35 protein-coding genes are annotated in these 24,638 nt (G+C 62.3%); 8 read left to right on the top strand and 27 right to left on the bottom strand.

All coding sequences use genetic code 11. The features are described 5' to 3' along the window. Positions 1-73: 73 nt before the first annotated feature. From atpD to ATF69_RS02465, 8 genes are read right to left on the bottom strand one after another with little or no spacing between them, the layout of a single operon-like run. The gene (gene atpD, locus ATF69_RS02500; RefSeq protein WP_056058846.1) at positions 74-1,480 is read right to left on the bottom strand and encodes a F0F1 ATP synthase subunit beta; all 1,407 of its coding nucleotides are present in this window, start codon (positions 1,478-1,480) and stop codon (positions 74-76) included. A 33-nt stretch (positions 1,481-1,513) separates the two neighbouring features. Then, complete coding sequence (gene atpG, locus ATF69_RS02495; RefSeq protein ID WP_056058853.1) at positions 1,514-2,380, bottom strand: F0F1 ATP synthase subunit gamma; 867 nt, start codon at positions 2,378-2,380, stop codon at positions 1,514-1,516. Between the two features lie 18 nt (positions 2,381-2,398). Further along, a complete protein-coding gene (gene atpA, locus ATF69_RS02490; protein WP_055396240.1) occupies positions 2,399-3,952 on the bottom strand; it encodes a F0F1 ATP synthase subunit alpha in 1,554 nt (517 codons plus the stop codon). A 42-nt stretch (positions 3,953-3,994) separates the two neighbouring features. Beyond that, positions 3,995-4,537, bottom strand: a complete 543-nt coding sequence (locus ATF69_RS02485) for a F0F1 ATP synthase subunit delta (protein WP_056058859.1) — start codon at positions 4,535-4,537, stop codon at positions 3,995-3,997. Positions 4,538-4,547: 10 nt separating this feature from the next. Next, on the bottom strand, positions 4,548-5,018 hold the full coding sequence (locus ATF69_RS02480; protein WP_056058864.1) for a F0F1 ATP synthase subunit B: 471 nt from the start codon (positions 5,016-5,018) through the stop codon (positions 4,548-4,550). 34 nt (positions 5,019-5,052) lie between these two features. After that, positions 5,053-5,322, bottom strand: a complete 270-nt coding sequence (atpE, locus tag ATF69_RS02475; protein ID WP_015012210.1) for a F0F1 ATP synthase subunit C — start codon at positions 5,320-5,322, stop codon at positions 5,053-5,055. 54 nt (positions 5,323-5,376) lie between these two features. Then, complete coding sequence (gene atpB / locus ATF69_RS02470; RefSeq protein ID WP_010467223.1) at positions 5,377-6,255, bottom strand: F0F1 ATP synthase subunit A; 879 nt, start codon at positions 6,253-6,255, stop codon at positions 5,377-5,379. 19 nt (positions 6,256-6,274) lie between these two features. Beyond that, positions 6,275-6,748, bottom strand: a complete 474-nt coding sequence (locus ATF69_RS02465; protein WP_056058866.1) for an ATP synthase subunit I — start codon at positions 6,746-6,748, stop codon at positions 6,275-6,277. Between the two features lie 287 nt (positions 6,749-7,035). Between ATF69_RS02465 and ATF69_RS02460 the strand changes: the two genes are divergently transcribed. From ATF69_RS02460 to ATF69_RS02440, 5 genes are all read left to right on the top strand, one after another. Then, positions 7,036-7,353 (top strand): YbeD family protein, encoded by a 318-nt coding sequence (locus ATF69_RS02460; RefSeq protein ID WP_056058869.1) that lies wholly within the window; start codon positions 7,036-7,038, stop codon positions 7,351-7,353. Between the two features lie 22 nt (positions 7,354-7,375). Next, positions 7,376-8,071 carry a lipoyl(octanoyl) transferase LipB gene (gene lipB, locus ATF69_RS02455; RefSeq protein WP_146869801.1) on the top strand — a complete coding sequence of 232 codons (696 nt, stop codon included), beginning with the start codon at positions 7,376-7,378 and terminating at the stop codon, positions 8,069-8,071. 15 nt (positions 8,072-8,086) lie between these two features. Further along, entirely contained in the window at positions 8,087-9,067 is a 981-nt protein-coding gene (gene lipA, locus ATF69_RS02450; protein ID WP_056058875.1) for a lipoyl synthase, read from the top strand. Positions 9,068-9,100: 33 nt separating this feature from the next. After that, a complete protein-coding gene (locus tag ATF69_RS02445) occupies positions 9,101-9,814 on the top strand; it encodes an AraC family transcriptional regulator (RefSeq protein ID WP_146869800.1) in 714 nt (237 codons plus the stop codon). Between the two features lie 101 nt (positions 9,815-9,915). After that, positions 9,916-10,749: a DMT family transporter gene (locus ATF69_RS02440; protein ID WP_146869799.1), complete on the top strand. Its 834-nt coding sequence runs from the start codon at positions 9,916-9,918 to the stop codon at positions 10,747-10,749. A gap of 105 nt (positions 10,750-10,854) precedes the next feature. Here the strand turns inward: ATF69_RS02440 and ptsP are convergent, their stop codons facing one another. The 5 genes from ptsP to ATF69_RS02415 form a co-directional block, all read right to left on the bottom strand. After that, positions 10,855-12,612 carry a phosphoenolpyruvate--protein phosphotransferase gene (ptsP, locus tag ATF69_RS02435; protein ID WP_056058884.1) on the bottom strand — a complete coding sequence of 586 codons (1,758 nt, stop codon included), beginning with the start codon at positions 12,610-12,612 and terminating at the stop codon, positions 10,855-10,857. A 53-nt stretch (positions 12,613-12,665) separates the two neighbouring features. Further along, positions 12,666-12,935: an HPr family phosphocarrier protein gene (locus ATF69_RS02430; protein ID WP_056058887.1), complete on the bottom strand. Its 270-nt coding sequence runs from the start codon at positions 12,933-12,935 to the stop codon at positions 12,666-12,668. Next, a complete protein-coding gene (locus tag ATF69_RS02425) occupies positions 12,904-13,356 on the bottom strand; it encodes a PTS sugar transporter subunit IIA (RefSeq protein ID WP_056058890.1) in 453 nt (150 codons plus the stop codon). The genes ATF69_RS02430 and ATF69_RS02425 overlap by 32 nt, the downstream gene beginning before the upstream one ends. Positions 13,357-13,439: 83 nt before the next feature. Beyond that, positions 13,440-14,699, bottom strand: coding sequence for an MFS transporter (locus ATF69_RS02420; protein ID WP_146869811.1), 1,260 nt, complete (start codon positions 14,697-14,699; stop codon positions 13,440-13,442). A gap of 2 nt (positions 14,700-14,701) precedes the next feature. Beyond that, the gene (locus ATF69_RS02415) at positions 14,702-15,235 is read right to left on the bottom strand and encodes a hypothetical protein (RefSeq protein WP_056744131.1); all 534 of its coding nucleotides are present in this window, start codon (positions 15,233-15,235) and stop codon (positions 14,702-14,704) included. A 182-nt stretch (positions 15,236-15,417) separates the two neighbouring features. On the opposite strand from ATF69_RS02415, the gene ATF69_RS02410 reads away from it, so the two are divergent. Then, positions 15,418-15,921, top strand: coding sequence for a TlpA disulfide reductase family protein (locus ATF69_RS02410; RefSeq protein WP_056058916.1), 504 nt, complete (start codon positions 15,418-15,420; stop codon positions 15,919-15,921). A gap of 150 nt (positions 15,922-16,071) precedes the next feature. Here ATF69_RS02410 and ATF69_RS02405 read toward each other — a convergent pair whose 3' ends face one another. Beyond that, complete coding sequence (locus ATF69_RS02405) at positions 16,072-16,527, bottom strand: c-type cytochrome (RefSeq protein WP_146869798.1); 456 nt, start codon at positions 16,525-16,527, stop codon at positions 16,072-16,074. Positions 16,528-16,700: 173 nt separating this feature from the next. Here ATF69_RS02405 and ATF69_RS02400 point away from each other — a divergent pair, with 173 nt between their 5' ends. Both ATF69_RS02400 and ATF69_RS02395 read left to right on the top strand, forming a co-directional pair. Then, complete coding sequence (locus ATF69_RS02400) at positions 16,701-17,378, top strand: cytochrome b/b6 domain-containing protein (protein WP_146869797.1); 678 nt, start codon at positions 16,701-16,703, stop codon at positions 17,376-17,378. A 46-nt stretch (positions 17,379-17,424) separates the two neighbouring features. Next, a complete protein-coding gene (locus ATF69_RS02395) occupies positions 17,425-17,916 on the top strand; it encodes a GNAT family N-acetyltransferase (protein WP_056058903.1) in 492 nt (163 codons plus the stop codon). Between the two features lie 69 nt (positions 17,917-17,985). On the opposite strand, the gene ATF69_RS02390 is transcribed toward ATF69_RS02395, so the two are convergent. The 13 genes from ATF69_RS02390 to ATF69_RS02330 all read right to left on the bottom strand — a co-directional run. Beyond that, positions 17,986-18,495, bottom strand: a complete 510-nt coding sequence (locus ATF69_RS02390) for a peroxiredoxin (protein WP_015012193.1) — start codon at positions 18,493-18,495, stop codon at positions 17,986-17,988. Between the two features lie 196 nt (positions 18,496-18,691). Next, entirely contained in the window at positions 18,692-18,961 is a 270-nt protein-coding gene (rpsQ, locus tag ATF69_RS02385; protein ID WP_056058906.1) for a 30S ribosomal protein S17, read from the bottom strand. 9 nt (positions 18,962-18,970) lie between these two features. Continuing rightward, entirely contained in the window at positions 18,971-19,168 is a 198-nt protein-coding gene (gene rpmC / locus ATF69_RS02380; protein WP_015012191.1) for a 50S ribosomal protein L29, read from the bottom strand. Positions 19,169-19,185: 17 nt separating this feature from the next. Further along, entirely contained in the window at positions 19,186-19,602 is a 417-nt protein-coding gene (gene rplP / locus ATF69_RS02375) for a 50S ribosomal protein L16 (protein ID WP_015012190.1), read from the bottom strand. Positions 19,603-19,604: 2 nt separating this feature from the next. Continuing rightward, entirely contained in the window at positions 19,605-20,486 is an 882-nt protein-coding gene (rpsC, locus tag ATF69_RS02370) for a 30S ribosomal protein S3 (protein ID WP_056058910.1), read from the bottom strand. Positions 20,487-20,501: 15 nt separating this feature from the next. After that, positions 20,502-20,834, bottom strand: a complete 333-nt coding sequence (rplV, locus tag ATF69_RS02365) for a 50S ribosomal protein L22 (RefSeq protein WP_007847806.1) — start codon at positions 20,832-20,834, stop codon at positions 20,502-20,504. 9 nt (positions 20,835-20,843) lie between these two features. After that, on the bottom strand, positions 20,844-21,119 hold the full coding sequence (gene rpsS / locus ATF69_RS02360) for a 30S ribosomal protein S19 (protein WP_010467177.1): 276 nt from the start codon (positions 21,117-21,119) through the stop codon (positions 20,844-20,846). A gap of 10 nt (positions 21,120-21,129) precedes the next feature. Next, positions 21,130-21,954 carry a 50S ribosomal protein L2 gene (gene rplB / locus ATF69_RS02355; protein WP_008906426.1) on the bottom strand — a complete coding sequence of 275 codons (825 nt, stop codon included), beginning with the start codon at positions 21,952-21,954 and terminating at the stop codon, positions 21,130-21,132. A gap of 2 nt (positions 21,955-21,956) precedes the next feature. Beyond that, positions 21,957-22,271, bottom strand: a complete 315-nt coding sequence (gene rplW, locus ATF69_RS02350; protein ID WP_007847815.1) for a 50S ribosomal protein L23 — start codon at positions 22,269-22,271, stop codon at positions 21,957-21,959. Next, positions 22,268-22,888, bottom strand: coding sequence for a 50S ribosomal protein L4 (rplD, locus tag ATF69_RS02345; RefSeq protein ID WP_008906425.1), 621 nt, complete (start codon positions 22,886-22,888; stop codon positions 22,268-22,270). The genes rplW and rplD overlap by 4 nt, the downstream gene beginning before the upstream one ends. Continuing rightward, a complete protein-coding gene (rplC, locus tag ATF69_RS02340; protein WP_056058913.1) occupies positions 22,888-23,562 on the bottom strand; it encodes a 50S ribosomal protein L3 in 675 nt (224 codons plus the stop codon). The genes rplD and rplC overlap by 1 nt, the downstream gene beginning before the upstream one ends. A 232-nt stretch (positions 23,563-23,794) precedes the next feature. Then, positions 23,795-24,106: a 30S ribosomal protein S10 gene (rpsJ, locus tag ATF69_RS02335; RefSeq protein ID WP_005796953.1), complete on the bottom strand. Its 312-nt coding sequence runs from the start codon at positions 24,104-24,106 to the stop codon at positions 23,795-23,797. Positions 24,107-24,131: 25 nt separating this feature from the next. Beyond that, positions 24,132-24,638 (bottom strand): EF-Tu C-terminal domain-related protein (locus ATF69_RS02330; protein WP_244303642.1); only part of this gene is annotated, 507 nt, incomplete at its 5' end.

The raw sequence follows: 24,638 nt of genomic DNA, 5'->3' as shown, positions 1-24,638 counted from the left end.
TTGCTCCTAGGAAAAGGTGGGTTGCTTGATTGCTGAAGGCCGCGCTGCCATGGGCTGCCCGGCCGACGGCTCATCAGGCCACCTTCTTGGCCTTTTCGAAGGCTTCGTCAATGGTGCCCACCATGTAGAACGCTTGCTCTGGCAAGTGATCGCACTCGCCGTTCACGATCATCTTGAAACCGCGGATGGTTTCCGACAGGGGAACGTACTTGCCTGGCGAACCCGTGAACACTTCGGCCACGTGGAAAGGCTGCGACAGGAAACGCTGGATCTTGCGAGCGCGGGCCACAGCCAGCTTGTCTTCAGGAGCCAGTTCGTCCATGCCCAGGATGGCGATGATGTCGCGCAGTTCCTTATAGCGCTGCAGCGTACCTTGCACGGCGCGGGCCGTGGTGTAGTGGTCTTCGCCCACCACGTTCGGGTCCAGCTGGCGGCTGGTGGAGTCCAGAGGATCCACGGCGGGGTAGATACCCAGCGAAGCGATGTCACGCGACAACACCACGGTGGAGTCCAAGTGAGCAAACGTCGTGGCAGGCGATGGGTCGGTCAAGTCATCCGCTGGCACATACACGGCCTGGATGGAAGTGATCGAACCGACCTTGGTGGACGTAATACGCTCTTGCAGGCGGCCCATTTCTTCGGCCAGCGTAGGCTGGTAGCCCACGGCGGAAGGCATACGGCCCAGCAGAGCGGACACTTCGGTACCGGCCAGCGTGTAGCGGTAGATGTTGTCCACGAAGAACAGCACATCACGGCCTTCGTCACGGAAGGATTCCGCGATGGTCAGGCCGGTCAGGGCCACGCGCAGACGGTTGCCTGGGGGCTCATTCATCTGGCCGTACACCATGGCGACCTTCGAGTCTTCGAGCTTCTCGAGGTTCACCACGCCGGAATCGGCCATTTCGTGATAGAAATCGTTCCCTTCACGGGTACGCTCGCCCACACCAGCGAACACCGACAGACCACTGTGGGCCTTGGCGATGTTGTTGATGAGTTCCATCATGTTCACGGTCTTGCCCACGCCAGCGCCGCCGAACAGACCCACCTTGCCGCCCTTGGCGAACGGGCACACCAGGTCGATCACCTTGATGCCGGTTTCCAGCAGCTCTTGCGATGGCGACAGTTCGTCGTACGCAGGGGCCTTGCGGTGGATGGAGGCCGTCAGGTCCTGGCTGACCGGACCGCGTTCGTCGATGGGCGTGCCCAGCACGTCCATGATGCGGCCCAGCGTCGCCTTGCCCACAGGCACGGTGATGGGGTTGCCGGTGTTGGACACCATGATGCCGCGACGCAGGCCGTCGGACGAACCCAGGGCAATGGTCCGCACCACGCCGTCGCCCAGCTGCTGTTGCACTTCCAGCGTCAGCGACGAGCCTTCGAGCTTCAGGGCGTCATAAATCTTGGGCATCTGGTCGCGGGGGAACTCCACGTCCACCACAGCGCCGATACATTGAACAATCTTGCCTTGCACTTGAGCCATTTTTCGCTCCAATAAAGTAGTTTGTTGAGCTGCTTACACAGCAGCGGCGCCAGCCACGATTTCCGAAAGTTCTTTCGTGATCGCTGCCTGGCGCGTCTTGTTGTAGACCAGCTTCAACTCGCCAATGACGCTGCCGGCGTTGTCGGTGGCAGCCTTCATGGCCACCATGCGCGCCGACTGCTCGGACGCCATGTTTTCCGCAACCGCCTGGTAGATCAGGGACTCGACATAACGGACCAGCAGCTCGTCGATGACGCTTTGCGCATCGGGCTCATAGATATAGTCCCAGCCGTGTTCCGTCTTCTCAGCCTGCATCTGCTCGGAGGACAGGGGGAGCAACTGCTCCACCACCGATTCCTGCTTCATGGTGTTGATGAACTTGGTGTAGCTTAGGTACACCGCGTTGATCTTGCCTTCTGCGTATGCATCGAGCAGCACCTTCACCGGGCCAATCAGCTTGTCCAGGTGGGGGGTGTCGCCCAGACCCGTCACGTGCGAAACCACCTTGGCGCCCACACGGTTCAGGAAACCCAGGCCCTTGTTGCCAATCGCCACGGCTTCGGTCGAGACGCCAGCACCTTGCAGTTCACGCAGCTTGGTCGTCACGGCACGCAACACGTTCGTGTTCATGCCGCCACACAGACCCTTGTCTGTGGTGATGACGATGACGCCAGCGGTCTTGGCATCGTTCACTTTCATGAACGGATGCACGTACTCTGGGTTGGCCTTGCCGAGGTTGGCTGCAATGTTGCGGATCTTCTCGCTGTATGGGCGGGCAGCCCGCATCCGGTCCTGCGCCTTGCGCATTTTGGATGCGGCCACCATTTCCATGGCTTTGGTGATCTTCTTGGTGTTTTCCACCGATTTGATCTTGCCGCGTATTTCCTTGCCTGCTGCCATGATGGCTCCTCGTCCGGTTTAAGCGAACGACTTCTTGAACGCGGCGATCGCTGCGGTCAATTCGGCTTCTGCGTCCTTGTCCATGGCCTTGGCCTGCTCCAGCTTGGCCAGCAAAGCGGCGTGGCTGGTCTTCAGGAACTGGTGCAGGCCGTGTTCGAAGTCGAGCACCTTCTTGACGTCGATGTCGTCCATGAAGCCCTTGTTCACAGCGAACAGCGTGGAAGCCATCAGCGAGATGGACAGCGGGCTGTACTGCGCCTGCTTGAGCAGTTCGGTCACGCGGGCACCGCGGTCCAGCTGCTTGCGGGTGGCTTCGTCCAGATCGGAAGCGAACTGCGCGAACGCAGCCAGTTCACGGTACTGGGCCAGGTCGGTACGGATACCACCGGACAGGTTCTTCACCAGCTTCGTCTGGGCAGCACCACCGACGCGCGACACCGAGATACCGGCGTTGATGGCGGGGCGGATACCGGCGTTGAACAGGCTGGTCTCCAGGAAGATCTGGCCGTCCGTGATCGAGATCACGTTGGTAGGCACAAAAGCGGACACGTCGCCAGCTTGCGTTTCGATGATCGGCAGAGCCGTCAGCGAACCCGTCTTGCCCTTGACTTCACCCTTGGTGAAGGCTTCGACGTAATCGGCGTTCACGCGGGCTGCACGTTCGAGCAGACGGCTGTGGAGATAGAACACGTCGCCAGGATAGGCTTCACGGCCTGGTGGGCGGCGCAGCAGCAGCGACACTTGGCGGTAAGCCACGGCTTGTTTGGACAGGTCGTCATACACGATCAGGGCGTCTTCGCCACGGTCGCGGAAGTATTCGCCCATCGTGCAGCCCGAGTAGGCCGACACGTACTGCATGGCAGCCGATTCGGAAGCCGATGCGGCCACCACAATCGTGTACTCCATGGCGCCGGCTTGTTCCAGAGCGCGCACCACGTTCTTGATCGAAGAAGCCTTCTGACCAATAGCGACGTAGATACAAGTAACGCCCTGACCCTTCTGGGCAATGATGGCGTCGATGGCGACGGCCGTCTTGCCGGTCTGGCGGTCACCAATGATCAGCTCGCGCTGGCCACGGCCCACGGGCACCATCGAGTCGATGGACTTCAGGCCGGTCTGCAGAGGCTGGTCCACAGATTTACGGGCGATCACACCAGGAGCGACCTTTTCGATCACGTCAGTGAGCTTGGCGTTGATGGGACCCTTGCCGTCGATCGGCTGGCCCAGGGCATTCACCACGCGGCCGATCAGTTCAGGGCCGACGGGCACTTCCAGAATACGGCCCGTGCACTTCACGGTGTCGCCTTCGGAGATATGCTCGTACTCACCCAGAATCACGGCGCCGACGGAGTCGCGCTCAAGGTTCAGCGCCAGACCGTAGGAGGGTTGGCCGTCCTTGGTCGCGGGGAACTCGAGCATTTCGCCCTGCATCACGTCCGACAGGCCATGAACGCGCACGATACCGTCGGACACGGACACCACGGTACCCTGGTTGCGGATATCGCTGCTGGCGGCCAGACCTTCGATGCGGCTCTTGATGAGTTCAGAAATTTCTGCGGGATTGAGTTGCATGACTCTTTCCTTCTTTCTTTGGTTCGCTGTCCTCGCCGCGCATTACGCGATGAGGGCCGCTTTCATTTGTTCAAGACGGGCCTTGACCGAAGTGTCCAGCACCTCGTCACCCACCACTACGCGAATACCACCGATCAGGGACTCATCCAGCTTCACAGCGAGGTTGAGCTTGCGGCCGAAGCGCTTTTCCAGCGCCGCGCTGACCTCAGACAGTGCAGCACTGTCCATCGGAAATGCGCTATACACCACGGCATCCGAAGATCCGTTGCGACGATTCACGAGGGCACGAAACTGCGCAGCCACTTCCGGGAGCGCATCAATGCGTCCGTTGTCGATGACTGTGCGCAGGAAATTTTTGGCCATATCCGGCAGGGCCGAGCGGGCGACCCCGGTGAATACAGCGAACACCTGGTCTGCCGTCACCTTGGGGTTGTCCGCCAACTGACGCAGCTGGGGGTTGGCGGCAATCGCCGCCAGTTCGTCCATCCAGGCAGCGGTGCTGCCCAGATCGACGCCCGCGCCCGCAGTGGCAGCCTTGAACAAGGCATCGGCGTAAGGGCGGGCAATGGTGGCGAGTTCAGCCATGTGTGTCCCCTTACAGCTCGGTCTTCAGGCGGTTGAGCAGGTCGGCATGGACGCCAGCATTGACTTCCTTGCGGAGAATCTGCTCGGCACCCTTGACGGCCAACGCTGCCACCTGCTCACGCAGGGCTTCGCGGGCTTGGACCGTCTGCTGCTCGGCTTCAGCGCGGGCAGCAGCAACAATCTTGTTGCCTTCCTCTGTGGCGCGGGCCTTGGCTTCTTCGATGATGGCCTGGGCACGACGGTCGGCGTCCGCAAGACGCGAGGCCGTCTCGTTGCGCGCCTGTGACAGCTCCTTCTCGACGCGCTGGTTGGCAGCGGTCAGTTCGGATTTGGCACGGTCGGCAGCTGCGAGGCCATCGGCGATTTTCTGGGCTCGCTCATCCAGCGCCTTCGCGATCGGGGGCCACACGAATTTCATCGTGAACCACACGAGGATCAGGAAGACGATGGCCTGAACGAACAGGGTCGCATTGATACTCACGGCAACACCTTTCTAAAGTGGCGTTGAACGGGAATTACTTGGGCAGGTTGGCCAAGAGCGTGGAAACGAAGGGGTTGGCGAAAGCGAACAGCAGAGCGATAGCCACGCCGATCAGGAACGCAGCGTCGATCAGACCAGCCAAGATGAACATCTTGGTTTGCAGTTCGTTGATCAGTTCAGGCTGACGTGCCGACGATTCGAGGAACTTGCCACCCATCAGGGCGATGCCGATGGAAGCGCCGATAGCGCCCAGACCAACGATCAGACCACAAGCCAGAGCGACGAGACCGAGAATGTTTTCCATGATGACTCCTGAGTTAAAAAGAAAAGTTAAGGAAAGAAAAAACGAAAGGGAAACTTAGTGCGCGTTGTGCGCCTGACCGAGGTAGATCAGCGCCAGCATCATGAAAATGAACGCTTGCAGCGAGATCACCAAAATGTGGAACAGCGTCCAGATGGTGCCAGCGATGACGTGGCCCACAGGCAGCAGCACACCCGACAGCGACAGGGCCGCAGCACCACCCATGAGGGCGATGAGCATGAACACCAGCTCGCCAGCGTACATGTTGCCAAACAACCGCATGCCGTGGGACACGGTGTTGGCGACATATTCAATGATCTGCATGAGCAGATTCACCACGCCCAGGATCAGGGCGAAGATAGGATTCTTGCTGGTGCCGAAAGGGGCCGACACCAGTTCGTGTGCCCAGCCGCCAGCACCCTTGATCTTGACGCTGTACCAGAAGCGCAGGATCAGGATGGCAAAAGCGAGGCCCAGCGTGGTAGACAGGTCAGCCGTGGGCACGACACGCAGATAAGCATGGTGAGGATCGTGGCCGGCGGCGCCATAGATTTGCGCCCAGATGGCGGGCAGCAGGTCCACAGGCAGCATGTCCATGAAGTTCATCAAGAAGATCCAGACGAACACCGTCAGACCCAGGGGCGCAATGAACTTGCGGCTTTCAGCGTTGTGAATGTTCGCCTTGGCCTGGTTGTCCACCATCTCGACCAGCATCTCGACCGCTGCCTGGAAGCGTCCAGGCACACCAGAGGTTGCCTTACGGGCAGCTGACCACAGAATCAAAAGGGTGAGAGCCCCCAGAACCAAACCGACGATGATCGAGTCATAGTTGATGACAGTGAAATCAACGATCTTGGTCTGGTTGACGTTTTGAAGATGCTGCAGGTGGTGAACGATGTATTCACTTGCAGTCGGAGCGTGCGCTTCTGCGGCCATCGGACAACTCTTCTCTCTATCAATCGGTTTTTCGGACACCAGGCCGCACCAACAGTGCCACCCAGTACGTTTTCATTGCGACCACCATGCCAATCAGCAAGGCAATCCAGCTCAAGCCCGGCACCAGCCGAGGTGCCGCCGCCAGCAGCGCCACCGTCAACATGATCTTGGCGATTTCCCACCCAAAGAACCCCACCATGGCAGCCCGCGGATTGGATGACGCCTTGTGGCGCAACACACCGCGGGCAAACAGTGCAGCCGGAGCCACCACTGCCAGGGCACCGTAGGCTGCAGACCAACCCACCACCGCCCTGCCCGTCAGAACCCAGGCCACCAGGGCCACCAGCATTCCGACCAGCGCCTGACCTGCCACCACCTTCCACACCGAGAGGGGCGGATGGCGACTGCGCCACTGCTGCGCCTCTTGGGCCGTCAGGGGCTTGAAGTCAGATTCTTCAGCCTCAGTTTCAGTCTCTGGCGGGATTGTTTTCATTGATGAATGACGCCCGCGTTACAGACCGCAACTTTTACAAAGCCTCTAATTATAAGTAAAAACCCATGGCACCAGACAAAAACCCGCAAACGTGCCTGTGGGCTTCGTGTGCGCCTGCTCTGTTGTGGTGATGCGCCAACGGCTTTTGCGCTCCAAAAACCTCGCGCAATGCACCGATCTGGCGCACGCCAAACACACAATTCAGACACCCTCATCAGCCCGTGGCGCACAATGACAGTGCATGCCTAGCTATTGAAACTGCAGCATCCCTACCACCGCGATCCACCATGACATCCTCCAATCCGCCGCCCGCCAACGGCCTCGATACGCAGGCAACAGATCCACGCAAAGACTCGCTGATCGAATACCCCTCCAAGTTCCCGATCAAGGTCATGGGCGCCAAGGTGGATGGGTTCGTGCACGCGGTGACCGAACTGGCCCGCCAGTTTGACCCCACCTTCGACGCCGCCACCATTGAACTGCGTGACAGCCGTGCAGGCAATTACCTCGGAGTAACCATCACCATCACGGCGACCAGCCGCGAGCAGCTGGACGACCTGTACCGTGCGCTGTCATCGCATCCGCTGGTGAAAGTGGTGCTGTAGCCGCCCCCCTGCAAGTTGCGCCATGATGATTGACATCCGCCTGCTGGGCCGTGTGGACTACGCCAGCACTGTGCAGGCCATGCAGGACTACACGACCACACGTACGCCCTCTGACCCGGATACGCTTTGGATTTGTGAGCACCCGCCGCTTTACACCCAAGGCATTGCAGGCAAAAGCGATCATGTGCTTGACCCAGGCGAGATCCCCGTCATCGCCACCAACCGGGGTGGGCAAGTCACCTTCCACGGACCGGGCCAGGTGGTCGCGTACCCGCTGATCGACCTGCAACGCGCAGGCTATTTCGTCAAGGAATACGTTTATCGCGTCGAAGAGTCCGTGATCCGTGCGCTGGCGCACTTCGGCGTCACGGGCCACCGGGTTGCCGGCGCACCCGGCATTTATGTGCGCCTGGATGATCCGCGCAGCCACGCCATGCTGCCCCAACGCCCCCAAAAACGAACGGACTCCGAGGCGCCCACGCCCGACTTCGAAGGCCTGGGCAAGATCGCGGCGCTCGGCATCAAGGTCAGCCGCCACTGCACCTACCACGGCGTGGCGCTGAACGTGAACATGGACCTGGAGCCTTACGGCCGCATCAACCCTTGCGGTTACGCAGGATTGAAAACGGTGGACCTTTCTACAATCGGGGTCCACACCACCTGGGAAGAAGCCGCGCAGGTGCTGGGCCAGCAGCTCAGCATCCGGTTGGCGCCCTGAACTCTGCCTACAGCCATGAGCACCCCTGAAGTCGTCCGCGAAGCGCAATCCACCGAAGCCTACAACCCGCTGGCCAAGCAAAAGGCTGCGGCCAAGCTGTCGCGCATTCCGATCAAGGTGGAGCAGGGCGAAGTGCTCAAGAAGCCCGAGTGGATCCGCGTGAAGGCGGGCAGCCCCACCACGCGTTTCTACGAAATCAAGGAAATACTGCGCGAACACAAGCTGCACACGGTGTGCGAAGAAGCGTCGTGCCCCAACATCGGTGAATGCTTTGGCAAAGGCACGGCCACCTTCATGATCATGGGTGACAAGTGCACGCGCCGTTGCCCGTTCTGCGACGTGGGCCATGGCCGCCCCGACCCGCTCGACAAGGATGAGCCGCTGAACCTGGCCAAGACCATTGCCGCACTCAAGCTCAAATACGTGGTGATTACCAGCGTGGACCGCGACGACCTGCGCGACGGCGGCAGCGGCCACTTTGTGGAATGCATCCAGAACATCCGCGAGCTGTCGCCCCAGACCCAAATCGAGATCCTGGTGCCCGACTTCCGCGGCCGTGATGACCGCGCGCTCGAAATCCTGAAAGCCGCGCCGCCCGACGTCATGAACCACAACCTGGAAACCGCGCCCCGCCTGTACAAGGAAGCGCGCCCCGGTTCGGACTACCAGTTCAGCCTGAACCTGCTCAAGAAGTTCAAGGCCTTGCACCCCAACGTGCCCACCAAGAGCGGCATCATGGTCGGCCTGGGCGAGACGGACGAAGAGATCCTGCAGGTCATGCGCGACATGCGCGCGCACAACATCGACATGCTGACCATCGGCCAGTACCTGGCGCCCAGCAACAGCCATCTGCCCGTGCGCCGCTACGTGCACCCCGACACCTTCAAGATGTTCGAGGAAGAGGCGTACAAGATGGGCTTCAGCCATGCGGCAGTTGGCGCCATGGTGCGCTCCAGCTACCACGCGGACCAACAGGCGCACGCCGCTGGCGTGTAAGCCCTGTCCACCCGGCCCGGTCGCAGGTCACCCATGGGCCCGAATGGTCTGCTCTCGCTGCGCCGCTACGGCGCATCACCGGGCAGCCACAGCCATGACCATTTCCAGATTCTGCTGGGACTCTCCGGAGCGCTGGACCTGGAGGTGGCGGGCCGTGGCGTCCGCGTGGCACCCGGCGGCGGCTGCGTGATTGCCCCGGGAGATCGGCACGACTTTGAATCGTCCCGTGGCAGCCTGTGCCTGGTGCTCGACAGCGCACACCCCGACTGGGCGCGCTGTACCGGCCAACGCCGCTCGACCAAACCACCCGCCGATGCACTGCCACTGGCGCACTATCTGGCGAGCGCACTGCAACAAGACCGCCCGCTGGCACAAACCTACGGCCCTGCGCTCTTGCTGGAGGCGTGGCTCGACAGCACCCATTCCGACCTTTCCACGCCCGGCCCCACGCGCGGCCGCACCATCAACTGGCCCGCCCTGCAGCAATGGGCGGCGCAGCAATGGCACCGTGAACTGACCGTGGCCGACCTGGCGGCGCAGGTGCATCTGAGCCCCAGCCAGTTTTCTGCCCGCTGCCGGGACGACCAGGGCATGGGCGCCATGGCCTGGCTGCGCGGCTTGCGCCTGGCGCAGGCCCGGGTGCTGCGCAGCACGGGCATGGCGGTGGCCGAGGTGGCGCTGCGCACGGGCTACCGCTCGCCCTCGGCTTTGACTGCCGCATTGCGCCGGGCTGAGCAGCACACATAACGGCCGACGACGGCTGGCAACCAGCCCAAAACCTTGGCGCGCGACGACTCACCCGTGTTGCGCGACGACTCACTACAGCGGGCGCGCGTAAGCTCGGCGCCATGCAAGCCAACCTCTATGCCCTGGGCGCCATTGCGCTGTGGGCCTCTCTCGCTTCCCTGGGGGTGTCCCTCACCCACATTCCGCCCTTCCTGCTCACGGGTGTTGCGCTCATCATCGGCAGCGTGCCGGCCTGGCCGTTCGTGGCGCGCGATCCGTCGCAGTGGCGCATTCCGCTGCGCACACTGGCGTTGGGCGTGTACGGCCTGTTCGCGTACCACTTCCTGCTGTTCATCGCGCTGCGCCATGCCCCGCCGGTGGAGGCCAACCTCGTCAACTACCTGTGGCCATTGTTCATCGTGGTGCTCTCGCCGGTGGTGCTGCCCGGTGTGGCGCTGCGCTTGCCACATGTGCTGGCGGCGCTGCTGGGGTTTGGCGGCGCGGCCATTGCCATTGCCGGCGGGCGCGAGTTGAGCGGCACGCTGGCCTGGGGCTACCTGCCCGCGCTGGCAGCGGCTTTCATCTGGGCCACGTATTCGCTCATGACCAAGCGCGTGGCAGCGTTCCCGACCACGGCCATTGGCCTGTTCGGGCTGGTGTCCGGCGTGCTGTCGCTGCTGTGCCATGTGGCGCTGGAGCCTGCGGCGGCACTGCAGCCTCGCGACTGGGGACTGCTCGCGGTGCTGGGCCTGGGGCCGCTGGGGGCGTCGTTTTTTATGTGGGACAAGGCACTCAAGCTGGGGGACGCCCGGCACATCGGCATCCTGAGCTACATCACGCCACTGGCGTCCACCGCGCTGCTGATCCTGGTGAGCGGTCGCGCATTCACCTGGAGCATTGCGCTGGCCACGGCCATGATCATCAGCGCAGCCGTGATGGGGATGCGGGCACGCTGACGTAGTAATTTCAGCGAAATTGGCTGGGAGCGCTAGAAAAATATGCTCGGACAGCTATCAATTTTGAAGTAACTACCCCCCTCAGGCGGTCAGATGCTCCGCCCGTCAAGCAGTCAGCAGCACAGCAGGTTCATCGCCCGCCAGCACCTGTTGCGCCCAGGGGGCGAGCTTGCGCGTGTCAGCGCGCAGCACCTCCTGCTTCACAGCCAGGATCTGCGCGGGGTGCATGGAGAAGCTGCGCAGCCCCAGGCCCAACAGCAGCCGCGTCATGGTCACATCGCCCGCCGTTTCGCCGCACACACACACGCTCTTGCCCTGGCGCTCTCCCTCGGCAATCACGTCGCCCACCAGGCGCAGCACGGCAGGGTGCAGCGGGTCGTACAGGTGGGCCACGGCCTCGTCGGCGCGGTCGATGGCCAGGGTGTACTGGATCAGGTCGTTGGTGCCGATCGAGAGAAAGTCGAAGTACTTGAGGAACGTGCGCACCATGAGCGCGGCGGCGGGCACCTCGATCATGGCGCCCAGCTGCACCGGACCGTAGGGCTCGCCACGTGCATCCAGCTCACCCCGGGCGAGGTCCACCTGGGCGAGCGTCTGCTGGATTTCGTGCGTGTGCGCCAGCATGGGGAACAGCAGGTTGACCTTGCCATGGGCCGCCGCACGCAGCACAGCGCGCAGCTGGGTGCGGAACATGGCCGGGTCGGCCAGGCTCCAGCGGATGGCGCGCAGGCCCAGGGCCGGGTTCAGGTAGCTGTCCTTGTGGGCCTTGTTGTCCAGAGGCTTGTCCGCGCCCACGTCGATGGTGCGGATGGTGACGGGCAGCCCCTGCATGCCGTCAATGGCCTCGCAGTAGGCGCGGTACTGCTCGTCCTCGCCGGGCAGGTTGCCGCTTTTACCCATGAACAGAAATTCGCTGCGGAACAGGCCCACGCCCACGGCGCCTGCGCGCACGGCGGCGGCGGCGTCGCCGGGCTGCTCGATGTTGGCCAGCAGCTCGATCTTGTGGCCGTCGATGGTGATGGCAGGCGTGTGGCGCAGGCGCGCCAGGCGTTCGCGCTCCAGCTCAACCTGGCGCTGGCGAAATCCGTATTCGGCCAGGATGATGGGCGAGGGATCGACAATGACCACGCCCGCATCGCCATCGATGATGACCCAGTCGTCCTGGCGCACCAGCTGGCTGGCGGCACGCGCGCCCACCACGGCGGGGATGTCCATGCTGCGCGCGACGATGGCGGTGTGGCTGGTCTTGCCGCCCACGTCCGTCACAAAGCCCGCGAACACGCTTTGCTTGAACTGCAGCATGTCGGCGGGCGAGAGGTCGTGCGCCACCAGCACCAGGGGCACATCCACCGTGTCGTCCAGCAGCAAATCTTGCTGTGTCTTGCGGCGCGGGCTGCTGGCCGGTGGTGCCACCGGGCTGGCCACGCCCTTCATGTAGCGCAGGATGCGTTCAACCACCTGCTCCAGGTCCGCCTTGCGCTCGCGCAGGTACTCGTCCTCCATCTCGTCGAACTGGCGCGCAATCACCTCAAGCTGGGTGGTGAGCGCCCACTCGGCGTTGTACAGGCGCTCGGTGATCCAGTGTTTCACGCCGCCCGTGAGGGCTTCGTCCTGCAGCAGCATCAGGTGCACATCCAGCAACGCGGTCAGCTCGTGCGGCGCGTCGGCGGGCATGTCGGTCTGCAGGCGCTGCAGCTCCTCGACCACGGCGTTGCGGCCCTGGCGCACGCGTTCGATCTCGCCCTCGACCTGTGAGGGCTCGACAAAGTAGTGCGCCACATCCACCCGGCTGGACGCCACCAGCACGGCCCGGCCAATGGCAATGCCGCGTGCAACTGCGAGGCCGTGGACGGAGAAGGTCATGGTGGTGTGATCAAAGGTTCGACGGGGTCAGGACACGGGCGAGGTGGGCAGGCTTATTCACCTTCGCCAAATTTGTCGGCAATGAGTGCCAGCAGGGCGTCCATGGCCTCCTGTTCGCGGTCGCCGTTGGTTTCCAGCTCCACTTCAGAGCCCAGCCCGGCGGCCAGCATCATCACGCCCATGATGCTCTTGGCGTTGATGCGGCGCTCCCCCTTGCTCATGAAAACGTCACACGGAAAGCTGCCGGCCAGCTTGGTGAGCTTGGCCGATGCGCGGGCGTGCAGGCCCAATTTATTGCTGATGGTCGTACGGGTCTTGATCATGTCGGTTACGGCGGTTCTGGTTCTGCGGCGCGGAAATGGCCACCTGCATCACCCCTTGGGTACCACCCACCACGGCGCGGGTCACCACGGAATCGAGCGGCTCAGCCCGGTAACTCACGGCGCGCAGCAGCATGGGCAGATTGACACCCGTCACCAGGCGCGAGCGCACGCCGTCTACCAGGCGCTGCGCCACGTTGCAGGGCGTGGCGCCGAACACATCGGTCAGCACCAGGGTGGTGTCGGTGCCCAGCTGGTCCAGCATGATGCGCGCCTGGGCCAGCGATTCTTCGGGGGGCTGGTTGGGCTGCACGTCGAGCGCAGCCACGCTGCTGCCGCAGTCGGCAAACACGTGCAGCGCACATTCGCGCAGCGCATGGGCCAGTGGGGCGTGGGCAATGATGAGGATGCTGGTGGGGCTCATGGTCACGACTTACGCCACGCGGGTATCAACGAAGGGCATCATGAAGAGGCCGCCGGAGGTTGCATCGATGGTTGCGCAAGTGTTCATGGTGTGGGGGTTGTCAACACATTATGGCGCCGCCCCCGAAGCAGGAACCATGCGTAGGCGCTGGCGTTGCATGCCAGGTACACCGCCATGGCCGCCTGGAACGCCGGCACGGTGGCCAGCCCCGCGGCTGCAAAGGCGTCCACCGCCAGCCCGATGCCCCACTGCACCACAAACACGCCCACAAAAATCACGAGGTTGTAGGCCGACAGCGCCCGCCCTGCCAGCGCCTGCGGAAACGCCATGGCCACGGCGGGCTGCGACAGCGACACGAAGGTGCACGACACGCAGAACAACGCCCAGGCGCCACCCCCGGCCTGGGGCCCCGCCAGGATGATGCCCAGCAGCACCACCGAGCACAGCGGAAGGCCCATGGCCATCAGCCGGTCGGCACCAAACCCCTTGCGCAGCAGCCAGGGGTTGACCATGCCCCAGGTCCAGAAGGTGCACAACATGGACACGTTGATCCAGAACAGGCCCGTCGCCGACTCCAGGGCGGTGTAGCCCGCCACGCGCTGCATCCACGGCCCGGCCCACAACGTCTGCATGGCCACCATGCCGCCGTAGCAGAAGAACCCCAGCGGCGCGAGGCGCTGGAAATAAGGGTGCCGCCACACCACGCCATAGCCCTGGGGCAAGGCCTCTGCGGCGCCGGAATCGGCCTTCGCCTGCCCCGCAAAACCCCAGCCTGGCACCCACAGTGCAATCACCACCATCGACAACGCGATCAATACCGCCAGCCCCCAGAACAGCGGGCGCCAGCCCACCAGCGGCAACGCCCATTGCACCGGCAGCGTGGAGGCCACCATGCCCAGCGAGCCCGTCATCAACATCCACGAGTTCGCCCGCATCTGCGCCACCGGCTCCAGCCACCGGCGGTAGCCAGTGAGCGGCGCCATCAGGCAGGCGCTGACGCCCGCGCCGCACAACACCCGACCGGCGAGCAGACCCGAAAACCCCGTGGCCGCCGAAAACACCAGGCTGCCCACCACGGCCACGCCCAGGAAGCCCAGTGCGACCTTCTTGGGGCCATGCCGGTCCAGCCAGGTCCCCAACGGCAGCTGCGTGGCCGAGAAGCCCAGAAAGTACCCGCCCGCCAGCAGCCCCAGGTCCCGCGCCTGTAGCGAGAACTCTTGGGCCAGCGTTGGCGCCAGGGTGGCCGTGACGGCACGCACCAGCGCCGACAGAAAGTAGGCAAAAGCAAACGCCAGAAAGACGATGACGGCCGCCCGCCGTGGCAACACGCCGCCGCTGCTCATCGTCATGGCAGCGCCAGGCCAGCGAAGAACTGGTCGGCCACCTCCGGCCGGGGCTTGGCGGTGTAGACGACGGCGTGGTACAGCCGCACCTGCGGCCCTGCCGCGCGTGCAAACCACACGGCCTGCGCGACCACCGCGCTGCCATCGGGACGCTGCCCCTGTGCCACGGTACGCACCGACTGCGGCAGGGGCAAGGTGCCGCGCGGCGCGTAGGGTACGTCTTTGGCGCCCGCTTCGGCCCCTGCCCCCAGGCGCGCCAGCATGGCAGCCCGCCAGTGGGTGAGCGCTGCGCCCACCTGGGCAGGGTCTGCCAACGCGGCATGGGACACGGCAAAGGTGGCGCCATCTGCGTCACAGCCCACCATGGACAGCTCCACCGGTGCACCGGCCAGCTCCACGGTGCGGGTGGCCTGGTCGGGCTTGCACGGCAGGGTGATGGTCAGGTCCGCTTCGGGCAACGGCACGGTGCGCCAATTCAGTGCGGGGCTGCAGCCCGCAATCAGCAGGGCAGCGGCGCCGGTCAATGTCCATTTCATCGGGGCATTATCGGCAGAGTCCCCGATGTCGGCTCCGCCCTGCGTTCTGCAGCGAACTTTTGCGGGAAAGTGGAGTCCAGCCTTGGTGTGGCGGGCGCCGCTCGCGCGGCGAGTGGGCCACTCCGGCACAATGTGGGGTGGGGCACAGGCCCCGTGTTTCTTTTGGGATGGGTGGTGAAGTCATGGCGATCAAGCATTGGGCAGCAGGTGTGGCGGTGGCAGCGTTTGCCGCTGTGGGCGCCTATGTGTACCTGGACACAGGCCGCGCCGAAGCGCCTGCATCGACCTTCGTGCTGCTGGATGGCTCCAGCAAATCCACCGCCGACCTGAAAGGCAAGGTCACCCTGGTCAACTTCTGGGCCACGAGCTGCACCACCTGCGTGGCCGAAATGCCCGAGATCATCGCGACCTACAACAAATACAACAGCAAGGGTTTTGACACCCTGGCCGTGGCCATGAGCTACGACCCGCCCAGCTACGTGGTGAACTTTGCCGAGACACGCAAGCTGCCCTTCCAGGTGGCCATCGACAACACCGGCAACGTGGCCAAGGCCTGGGGCGATGTGCGCCTGACGCCCTCCACCTTCATCGTGAACAAGCGGGGCGAGATCGTGAAGACCTATGTGGGCGCCCCCAATTTCCCGGAGCTGCACCAGTTGATCGAGAAGCTGCTGGCAGAAACCTGAGCAGCGGGGCGGACACAACGCCCCCGCATGCACCACAGCCCGTTCAGGGCATCAAAAAGGCCAATTTCGAAAGAAATTGGCCTTTTGCGCTAGTGGATCATGCCTTGATTGCTACGCAAAACATAGCAACATGGTCCTCCAGTGATCGCGTCACTTCGCTCGGAAGTTGTCGTGGCAGGCCTTGCAAGTGCCTGCAGTGGCACCAAAGGCGGTTTTCAGGTTGTCCAGGTTGCCGGTCTTGGCCGCAGCGGCGAGTTTCACGGTCTCGGCTTCCAGCTTCTCGGCATGGTCCTTGAACTTGGCCTGCTCGGTCCAGATTTCTGGCAGTGCCTTGGTGGGCGCGCCCTTGTCGGTGCCGGGACCAAAGCCTGCCCATGGCAGCTTGGCCATCTGGGCCACGATGTCGGCATTCTCCTGCGCCACCTTGGCATCGAACGGCGCGCGGCCGTTGGCCATGGCGCCGAGGCGGCCGAAGTGCTGGCCCATCACAAACAGCGCACTCTGGCGGTATTTGATGGCATCTTCGGCTTTGGCAAATTGGGCGGAGGCGGGGGCGCACAGGGTCAGAGCCGCAGCCGCCAGGGTCAACGCAGCAAATGCTTTCATCGGAACTTCCTTTTTCGTGGGTGGAACAGAATGGTGCCTTCCAAGCCTGCGCAGTATGCCGGTTTGGGCGCGTTTGTGCTGTGGCTGGGAGGTTACAGGTCCGGCCGCCCTGCCGCACAATGCCGCATGCTTCCTCATCCATCCCTCACTTCGGCGCACCGCCTTTGACCACCATGACGCAGCACACCGTACGCATCTGGGACCTTCCAACCCGCATTTTTCATTGGGCCCTGGCGGTCTGCATCGTGGCGCTGGTCATCACCGCCAATGTGGGAGGCAATGCCATGGTCTGGCATTTCCGCCTGGGCTACACGGTGCTGGCGCTGCTGGTGTTCCGGCTGGTCTGGGGATTGGTGGGCGGCCGCTGGTCGCGCTTTTCGGCGTTCCTGTACTCGCCAGCGCGGCTGCTGCGGTACCTGCGTGGCACGCCACACCCGGAGGACGGCATCGGACACAGCCCGCTGGGCGCGTTGTCGGTGTTCGTGCTGCTGGCCGTGCTGGCAGCCCAGGTGGGCACGGGTTTGCTGAGCGACGACGAGATCGCCTTTGCCGGACCGTTGACCCAATATGTCTCGAACGCCGTCGTGGGGCTGGCCACGAACTACCACAAGGACATCGGGCAGTTCCTGGTGCTGGGGCTGGTGGCGCTGCACGTGCTGGCCATCATCTTTTATGTGCGCGTGCGCAAGCAGCAGCTCATTCGCCCCATGCTGGACGGCGACAAGACGCTGCCCGAGGCGGCAGCACCTTCGCGGGATGACGCCCTGAGCCGTATCGTCGCCTTGGTGGTGCTGGCACTGAGCGCTGGCGTGGCCTGGTGGGTGTCGTCCCTGGCGGCACCGGCGTTCTGAACGAAGTCGCTACACTGGCGGCTCCTTCGTTTGCACGCCTTGCGCTTTGGACAAGCCCTCCATCTCCCTGAGAACCCCCTCTTCGCCCGCCGAGTGGGATGCGGTCAGAGACATCTTTCGCGAGTACGCCAGCACGCTGGGCGTTGATTTGTGCTTTCAGGACTTTGAGTCCGAACTGGCGCAGCTGCCGGGCGACTACGCCGAACCTCGTGGCGCCCTGCTGGTCGCCGAAGTGGAAGGCGCCTTGGCAGGCTGTTGCGCCCTGCGCCCGCTGGACAACGCCGACTACCCCAACGCCAGCGAAATGAAGCGGCTGTATGTGCGCAAGGCGTTTCGCGGCTTTGGCCTGGGTCGCGAGCTGGCCGAAGCCATGCTGGACCGGGCGCGGCAAGCAGGTTACGCGTGTGTTTTGCTCGACACCCTGGACGATATGGAGTCGGCCCGCGCGCTATACACCGACCTGGGCTTCGAAGAAATCCCGCCCTACTACCACAACCCCATACCCGGGGCGCATTACCTCAAGGTCGATATTTTTTGACCATTTGAGGCGCAAGCGCATGGTGCACATGCGCTTGCAGCTATTGATTCAATAGCAATCAGCGGGGTCTCACGCCGCCTTGGCCTGGGCCAGCAGGGTGTCAGCGTCGCTCACTTCAAACTTGCCCGGTGCTTCGACGTTGAGCGTGACCACCTTGCCATCGCGCACGAGCATCGAATAGCGGTTGCTGCGCAGGCCCATGCCCTTGGAGGTAAGGTCCAGGGTGAGGCCCGTGGCTTGCGCGAAGGCGGCGCTGCCGTCGCCCAGCATGCGCACCTTGCCGTCGGTCTTCTGGTCGCGCGCCCAGGCGCCCATCACGAACGCGTCGTTCACGCTCACGCACCAGATTTCATCCACGCCGGCCGCCTTGAACTCGGCGGCCTTCTCCACATAGCCAGGAACATGCTTGGCCGAGCAGGTGGGTGTAAAGGCACCGGGCAATGCAAACAGGGCAATCGTCTTGCCCGCCGTCGCCTTGTCCACCGCCACGGGATTCGGGCCGATGCTGCAGCCTTCGCCCTCGACTTCGGAATATTCCATCAGCGTGGCTGCGGGCAGGGTGTCACCGACTTTGATCATTGTTTTCTCCTAGGGATGTTGGGATGGGGTGTTGGAACCCGAGAACGCAGTGCCATGCAAAGCTCCTCCTGGGCACGGTGTGAACCGTTCGCATCAAAAAGGATGCCCACAAAGCAAAACGACCCACATTGTGGGTCGTTTTGAAGGGCCTTGCTGCCCAGGGGCTTGCGCCCCCGGAGCGGGCATGGACAGCTGCTTACAGCAGACCGGCCTTTTGCACCAAGCGGGTCGCCACCCAGTTCTTGGTCTTGGAGAGCGGACGGCTCTCGGTGATTTCGATCACGTCGCCCAGCTTGTACTCGCCATTTTCATCATGGGCGTGGTACTTGCTCGACTTCGCAACGATCTTGCCGTAGAGCTCGTGCTTCACACGGCGCTCGACCAGCACGGTCACAGTCTTTTGACGCTTGTCGCTGACCACCTTGCCAATCAAGGTGCGCTTGAGGGATTTTTTAGGTTCCGTCATATGGGCTCCTTACTTGGCGGCTTGCTTTTCAGCAAGAATGGTCTTGGCACGTGCGATATCACGGCGGGTGGTGCGCAGCGTGTTGGTGTTACCCAGTTGCTGCGTAGCCTTTTGCATGCGCAGGCCGAAATGGGCCTTTTGCAGTGCCTTGATTTCGGCTTCGATGCCGGCAACGTCTTTTTGGCGCAATTCAGTAGCTTTGGTCATTTTCATGGTCTCCTGAATTACGCGCCAAGGTGACGGCTGACGAACGTGGTGCGCAGCGGCAGCTTGGCAGCAGCCAGGCGGAAGGCTTCGCGGGCCAGTTCTTCGGGCACGCCGACGATCTCGAACACGATCTTGCCGGGCTGGATTTCGGCCACGTAGTACTCGGGGTTACCCTTACCGTTACCCATACGCACTTCTGCGGGCTTTGTAGAGATTGGCTTGTCCGGGAACACGCGGATCCAGATACGGCCGCCACGCTTGACGTGACGGGAAATCGCACGGCGTGCAGCTTCGATCTGGCGGGCCGTCAGACGGCCACGATCGGTACACTTCAGACCGAAATCACCGAACGCAACGGAGGCACCCCGTGTTGCGACGCCAGTGTTACGGCCCTTTTGCTCCTTGCGGTATTTACGGCGAGCAGGTTGCAGCATCTTTATTCTCCTTTACCGTCCGCTGCTGTAGCGGGCGCGGCGACTTTGCGTACGCGCTTAACGGCGGTGTTATCAGCGCCACCAGCTTCCGCTGGCTTGTCGCTGCCGTCGGCCGGAGCGGCGTTGCCACCGACAGGACGACGTGGGCCACGGCCTGCGCCTGGACGGTCGCCACCTGGGCGGCCATCACGGCGTGGGCCGCGTGGGCGGCGCTCTTCGTCTGGACGAGGCGTTTCCACGGCGGGCAGGTCATTGCGGCCCAGCGTGTCACCCTTGTAGACCCAGACCTTGACGCCGATCACACCGTAGGTGGTCTTGGCTTCAGAGGTACCGTAGTCGATGTCCGCACGCAGCGTGTGAAGTGGCACGCGGCCTTCACGGTACCACTCGCAGCGAGCGATTTCGATACCGTTCAGACGACCGGACGACATGATCTTGATGCCCTGGGCACCCAGACGCATGGCGTTCTGCATGGCGCGCTTCATGGCGCGGCGGAACATGATGCGCTTTTCGAGCTGTTGCGTGATGCTGTCGGCGATCAGCTTGGCATCGATTTCAGGCTTGCGCACTTCTTCGATGTTCACTGCGACGGGCACGCCCAGACGCGACGCGAGTTCCTTCTTCAGGTTCTCGATGTCTTCGCCCTTCTTGCCGATCACCACACCAGGACGTGCCGAGTAAATGGTGATACGGGCGTTCTTGGCAGGACGCTCGATCAGGATGCGCGACACAGCCGCGTTCTTGAGCTTGGCCTTCAGGTACTCGCGCACCTTGATGTCTTCGGCCAGCATGCCCGCGAAATCGCGGTTGCTGGCGTACCAACGGCTGGACCAGTTGCGGCTGACCGCAAGGCGGAAGCCGGTAGGATGGATTTTCTGTCCCATAGTCTTCCCGAGCCTTTAGTTGCCAACCGTCACGTACACATGGCACGTGGGCTTGCTGATGCGGTTGCCGCGGCCTTTGGCGCGCGCGGTGAAGCGCTTGAGCGTGGTGCCTTGTTCGACGTAGATGGTCTTGACCTTCAGTTCGTCGATGTCAGCGCCATCGTTGTGTTCGGCGTTGGCGATGGCCGACTCCAGAACCTTCTTGACGATTCCCGCAGCTTTTTTCTGCGTGAAGTTCAGGATGTTCAGAGCCTGGTCCACTTTCTTGCCGCGGATCAGGTCGGCGACCAGACGGCCCTTGTCGACCGACAGACGGACGCCCCGGAGGACTGCACGTGTTTCAGACATGGTCGTTCCTTACTTCTTCGCTTTTTTGTCAGCGGGGTGACCCTTGAAGGTGCGCGTCAGGGCGAATTCGCCCAGCTTGTGGCCCACCATCTGGTCGGTGACATAGACCGGCACGTGTTGCTTGCCGTTGTGCACGGCGATGGTCAGACCGATGAACTCGGGCAGAACCATGGAGCGACGCGACCAGGTCTTGACTGGTTTCTTGTCCTTGGTGGCGACGGCCTTTTCGACCTTGGCCAGCAAGTGATGGTCAACAAATGGACCCTTTTTGAGAGAGCGAGTCATCTGTTACCCCTTACTTCTTGCGACGCGACACGATCATGATCTGTGTGCGCTTGTTGTTACGGGTGCGATAACCCTTGGTCAGATTGCCCCAAGGATCGACTGCATGGCGGCCTTCGCCGGTGCGGCCTTCGCCACCACCGTGAGGGTGATCCACAGGGTTCATGGCCACGCCGCGAACCGTAGGACGAATACCCATCCAGCGCTTCACACCGGCCTTGCCCAGTTGGCGCAGGCTGTGCTCTTCGTTGGCCACTTCACCAATGGTGGCGCGGCATTCGATGTGGATCTTGCGCACTTCGCCGGAGCGCATACGCACTTGAGCGTAAACGCCTTCGCGGGCCAGCAGCGTTGCCGAAGCACCTGCCGAACGGGCGATCTGAGCACCGGCACCGGGCTTGAGCTCGATGCAGTGGATGGTCGAACCCACGGGGATGTTGCGGATAGGCAGCGTGTTGCCAGCGCGGATCGGTGCTTCCGAACCGGACAGCAGGGTTGCGCCCACTTCCAGGTTGCGGGGAGCGATGATGTAGCGACGTTCGCCGTCGGCATAGCACACCAGAGCGATGTGGGCCGTACGGTTGGGGTCGTACTCAATGCGCTCAACCTTGGCCGGAATGCCGTCCTTGTTGCGCTTGAAGTCCACCACACGGTAGTGGTGCTTGTGACCACCGCCCTTGTGACGGGTGGTGATGTGACCGTTGTTGTTACGACCGGCCTTCTGGAATTGTGGCTCCAGCAGGGGGGCGTACGCTTCACCCTTGTACAGGTGGTCACGCGTGACCTTCACCACGGCACGTTGGCCGGGCGAGGTAGGTTTCATCTTAACGACAGCCATGATTACGCGGCCTCCCCGGAGAGGTTCAGCTCTTGACCTGGCTGCAGCGTGACGTATGCCTTGCGAACGTTGTCGCGGCGGCCCACGGTCTTGCCGAAACGCTTGGTCTTGCCTTTGGTGTTCACCACAGAAACGCCCTTGACTTCCACCTTGAACATCAATTCCACAGCGGCCTTGATTTCGGGCTTGGTAGCGTTCTGCAGCACCTTGAACGTCACTGCATTGGACTTCTCGGCAACCATGGTGGCCTTTTCGGACACGATGGGAGCGACCAGCACTTGCATCAGACGACCTTCGTCAAACTTGAGTGTGCTCATGCGAACATCTCCTTGAGTTTGTCGATTGCACCCTTGGTGACGAGCACTTTCTTGAAACGCACCAGCGACACGGGATCGGCGTAACGGGGCTCAACGACGAGCACGTTTACCAGATTGCGCGAGGCCAGGTACAGGTTTTCGTCCACTTCGTCGGCAATCACCATCACCGATTGCAGGTTCATCGCCTTGAACTTGTCAGCCAGGACCTTGGTCTTGGGGGAATCAAGCTTCAGCGAATCGACCACAGCCAGACGGCCTTCGCGGGCCAGCTGCGACAAGATGGCAGACATACCGGCGCGGTACATCTTCTTGTTGATCTTCTGCGTGAAATTTTCGTCAGGCATGTTCGGGAAAATCCGACCACCCCCACGCCACAGAGGCGAGGAAGTCATACCTGCACGTGCGTTACCCGTACCCTTTTGCTTGAAAGGCTTCTTGGTCGAGTGACGGACTTGCTCGCGGTCCTTCTGGGCGCGAGTGCCTTGGCGTGCGTTGGCCTGATAGGCCACCACGATCTGGTGCACCAGATCTTCGTTGTATTCACGACCGAACACGGTTTCAGGAACATCCAGCTTGGATGCGCCTTGGCCTTGGTCATTCAGGAGTTCGAGCTGCATTAGTTCGCTCCTTTGGAGGCTTTGGCCTTGATCGCTGGACGCACCGTCACGAACCCACCCTTGGAGCCCGGAATAGCGCCCTTGATCAAGAGCAGTTGACGCGCTTCATCGATGCGGATGACATCGAGGTTTTGCGTGGTCTTGGTGACATCGCCGAGGTGGCCCGTCATGCGCTTGCCGGGGAACACGCGACCTGGGTCTTGTGCCATACCGATCGAGCCAGGCACGTTGTGCGAACGGCTGTTACCGTGCGACGCGCGCTGCGAGCTCATGTTGTGACGCTTGATGGTACCGGCGTAGCCCTTACCGATGGACGTGCCTTGCACGTCGACCTTTTGGCCCACGGCAAACACATCGGTGGCAGGAACCGTAGCACCCGCGGCGTACTTGCCAGCGGTTTCTGCGGTCACGCGGAATTCCTGGATGATTTCACCGGCTTCCACACCTGCCTTGGCAAGGTGGCCGGCTTCTGGCTTGGTCACGCGCGATGCTTTGCGCGAACCGAACGTGACCTGCAGGGCCACGTAGCCATCGTTCTCTTGGGTTTTGACCTGGGTAACGCGGTTGTTGGACACATCCACCACCGTGACAGGCACTGCGTCCCCATCATCGGTGAACAGACGCATCATGCCCACTTTGCGACCCAGCAACCCGAGGGAGTTGCTCAGACTCATTGGTTTTCTCCAAAACTCTCACCGCCGCAACTTCAATTGGCTACGGCGTTTCCGCAAACTCTCGCTTGCGTGCATGAAAGAAGGTTAATAAAACTCCGCTGATGCACACCATTTAACAGGCGCAAATCGAGCGAAGCCCTAAAGTATAACGCGAACTGCTTTTTCAAGCAAGTTCGCGTTATTTCAGTCACTGCAGGACGGGCGAACCCGTCCCACAGCAGCTACTGCTACATCACTGCAGCTTGATTTCGACGTCCACGCCAGCTGGCAGGTCGAGCTTCATCAGGGCATCCACGGTCTTGTCCGTAGGGTCCACGATGTCCATCAGACGCTGGTGCGTGCGGATTTCGAGCTGGTCGCGGCTGGTCTTGTTGACGTGCGGCGAGCGCAGGATGTCGAAACGCTTCATGCGCGTCGGCAGGGGCACGGGACCCTTGACGATGGCGCCGGTGCGCTTGGCGGTGTCAACGATCTCGGCAGCGGACTGGTCGATCAGCTTGTAGTCAAACGCCTTCAGGCGGATGCGGATTTTTTGCTTGGACATGGCAAGTTCCTTTTCTGCTTATGAATTAAGCAATGATCTTGGCCACGACGCCAGCGCCCACGGTACGGCCGCCTTCGCGGATAGCGAAGCGCAGACCTTCTTCCATGGCGATGGGGTTGATCAGCTTCACAGTGATCGACACGTTGTCACCAGGCATGACCATTTCCTTGTCGGCTGGCAGCTCGATGGCGCCAGTCACGTCGGTCGTGCGGAAGTAGAACTGGGGACGGTAGTTGTTGAAGAAAGGAGTGTGGCGACCGCCTTCGTCCTTGCTCAGCACATACACCTCAGCCGTGAAGTGGGTGTGGGGCTTGATCGAGCCGGGCTTGCACAGCACTTGGCCACGCTCCACGTCTTCGCGCTTGGTACCGCGCAGCAGCAGGCCGACGTTGTCGCCAGCTTGGCCTTGGTCCAGCAGCTTGCGGAACATTTCCACGCCGGTGCAGGTGGTCTTTTGCGTGTCGCGGATACCCACGATTTCGATTTCTTCGCCGACCTTGATGATGCCGCGTTCCACGCGACCGGTCACCAC

It is taken from the genome of Acidovorax delafieldii, from assembly GCF_007993815.1.
GTDB classification, from domain to species: domain Bacteria; phylum Pseudomonadota; class Gammaproteobacteria; order Burkholderiales; family Burkholderiaceae_C; genus Acidovorax; species Acidovorax delafieldii.
Note: the sequence above shows the minus strand (reverse complement) of the source record. Positions and strands in the feature narration are given on the sequence as shown.

Coding starts and splice junctions, on each gene's coding strand:
- rpsS (WP_010467177.1), bottom strand. CDS start 21,119: ATGACTCGCTCTCTCAAAAAGGGTCCATTTGTTGACCATCACTTGCTG.
- ATF69_RS02425 (WP_056058890.1), bottom strand. CDS start 13,356: ATGAGCCCCACCAGCATCCTCATCATTGCCCACGCCCCACTGGCCCAT.
- ATF69_RS02430 (WP_056058887.1), bottom strand. CDS start 12,935: ATGATCAAGACCCGTACGACCATCAGCAATAAATTGGGCCTGCACGCC.
- rpmC (WP_015012191.1), bottom strand. CDS start 19,168: ATGACCAAAGCTACTGAATTGCGCCAAAAAGACGTTGCCGGCATCGAA.
- ATF69_RS02400 (WP_146869797.1), top strand. CDS start 16,701: ATGACGCAGCACACCGTACGCATCTGGGACCTTCCAACCCGCATTTTT.
- ptsP (WP_056058884.1), bottom strand. CDS start 12,612: ATGACCTTCTCCGTCCACGGCCTCGCAGTTGCACGCGGCATTGCCATT.
- rplP (WP_015012190.1), bottom strand. CDS start 19,602: ATGCTGCAACCTGCTCGCCGTAAATACCGCAAGGAGCAAAAGGGCCGT.
- ATF69_RS02485 (WP_056058859.1), bottom strand. CDS start 4,537: ATGGCTGAACTCGCCACCATTGCCCGCCCTTACGCCGATGCCTTGTTC.
- lipB (WP_146869801.1), top strand. CDS start 7,376: ATGATGATTGACATCCGCCTGCTGGGCCGTGTGGACTACGCCAGCACT.
- ATF69_RS02420 (WP_146869811.1), bottom strand. CDS start 14,699: ATGAGCAGCGGCGGCGTGTTGCCACGGCGGGCGGCCGTCATCGTCTTT.
- rplD (WP_008906425.1), bottom strand. CDS start 22,888: ATGCAGCTCGAACTCCTGAATGACCAAGGCCAAGGCGCATCCAAGCTG.
- atpD (WP_056058846.1), bottom strand. CDS start 1,480: ATGGCTCAAGTGCAAGGCAAGATTGTTCAATGTATCGGCGCTGTGGTG.
- ATF69_RS02460 (WP_056058869.1), top strand. CDS start 7,036: ATGACATCCTCCAATCCGCCGCCCGCCAACGGCCTCGATACGCAGGCA.
- ATF69_RS02440 (WP_146869799.1), top strand. CDS start 9,916: ATGCAAGCCAACCTCTATGCCCTGGGCGCCATTGCGCTGTGGGCCTCT.
- ATF69_RS02445 (WP_146869800.1), top strand. CDS start 9,101: ATGGGCCCGAATGGTCTGCTCTCGCTGCGCCGCTACGGCGCATCACCG.
- ATF69_RS02405 (WP_146869798.1), bottom strand. CDS start 16,527: ATGAAAGCATTTGCTGCGTTGACCCTGGCGGCTGCGGCTCTGACCCTG.
- atpG (WP_056058853.1), bottom strand. CDS start 2,380: ATGGCAGCAGGCAAGGAAATACGCGGCAAGATCAAATCGGTGGAAAAC.
- atpA (WP_055396240.1), bottom strand. CDS start 3,952: ATGCAACTCAATCCCGCAGAAATTTCTGAACTCATCAAGAGCCGCATC.
- rplB (WP_008906426.1), bottom strand. CDS start 21,954: ATGGCTGTCGTTAAGATGAAACCTACCTCGCCCGGCCAACGTGCCGTG.
- atpB (WP_010467223.1), bottom strand. CDS start 6,255: ATGGCCGCAGAAGCGCACGCTCCGACTGCAAGTGAATACATCGTTCAC.
- ATF69_RS02465 (WP_056058866.1), bottom strand. CDS start 6,748: ATGAAAACAATCCCGCCAGAGACTGAAACTGAGGCTGAAGAATCTGAC.
- lipA (WP_056058875.1), top strand. CDS start 8,087: ATGAGCACCCCTGAAGTCGTCCGCGAAGCGCAATCCACCGAAGCCTAC.
- atpE (WP_015012210.1), bottom strand. CDS start 5,322: ATGGAAAACATTCTCGGTCTCGTCGCTCTGGCTTGTGGTCTGATCGTT.
- ATF69_RS02415 (WP_056744131.1), bottom strand. CDS start 15,235: ATGAAATGGACATTGACCGGCGCCGCTGCCCTGCTGATTGCGGGCTGC.
- rplC (WP_056058913.1), bottom strand. CDS start 23,562: ATGAGTCTGAGCAACTCCCTCGGGTTGCTGGGTCGCAAAGTGGGCATG.
- rpsC (WP_056058910.1), bottom strand. CDS start 20,486: ATGGGACAGAAAATCCATCCTACCGGCTTCCGCCTTGCGGTCAGCCGC.
- rplW (WP_007847815.1), bottom strand. CDS start 22,271: ATGAGCACACTCAAGTTTGACGAAGGTCGTCTGATGCAAGTGCTGGTC.
- rplV (WP_007847806.1), bottom strand. CDS start 20,834: ATGTCTGAAACACGTGCAGTCCTCCGGGGCGTCCGTCTGTCGGTCGAC.
- rpsJ (WP_005796953.1), bottom strand. CDS start 24,106: ATGTCCAAGCAAAAAATCCGCATCCGCCTGAAGGCGTTTGACTACAAG.
- ATF69_RS02410 (WP_056058916.1), top strand. CDS start 15,418: ATGGCGATCAAGCATTGGGCAGCAGGTGTGGCGGTGGCAGCGTTTGCC.
- ATF69_RS02390 (WP_015012193.1), bottom strand. CDS start 18,495: ATGATCAAAGTCGGTGACACCCTGCCCGCAGCCACGCTGATGGAATAT.
- rpsQ (WP_056058906.1), bottom strand. CDS start 18,961: ATGACGGAACCTAAAAAATCCCTCAAGCGCACCTTGATTGGCAAGGTG.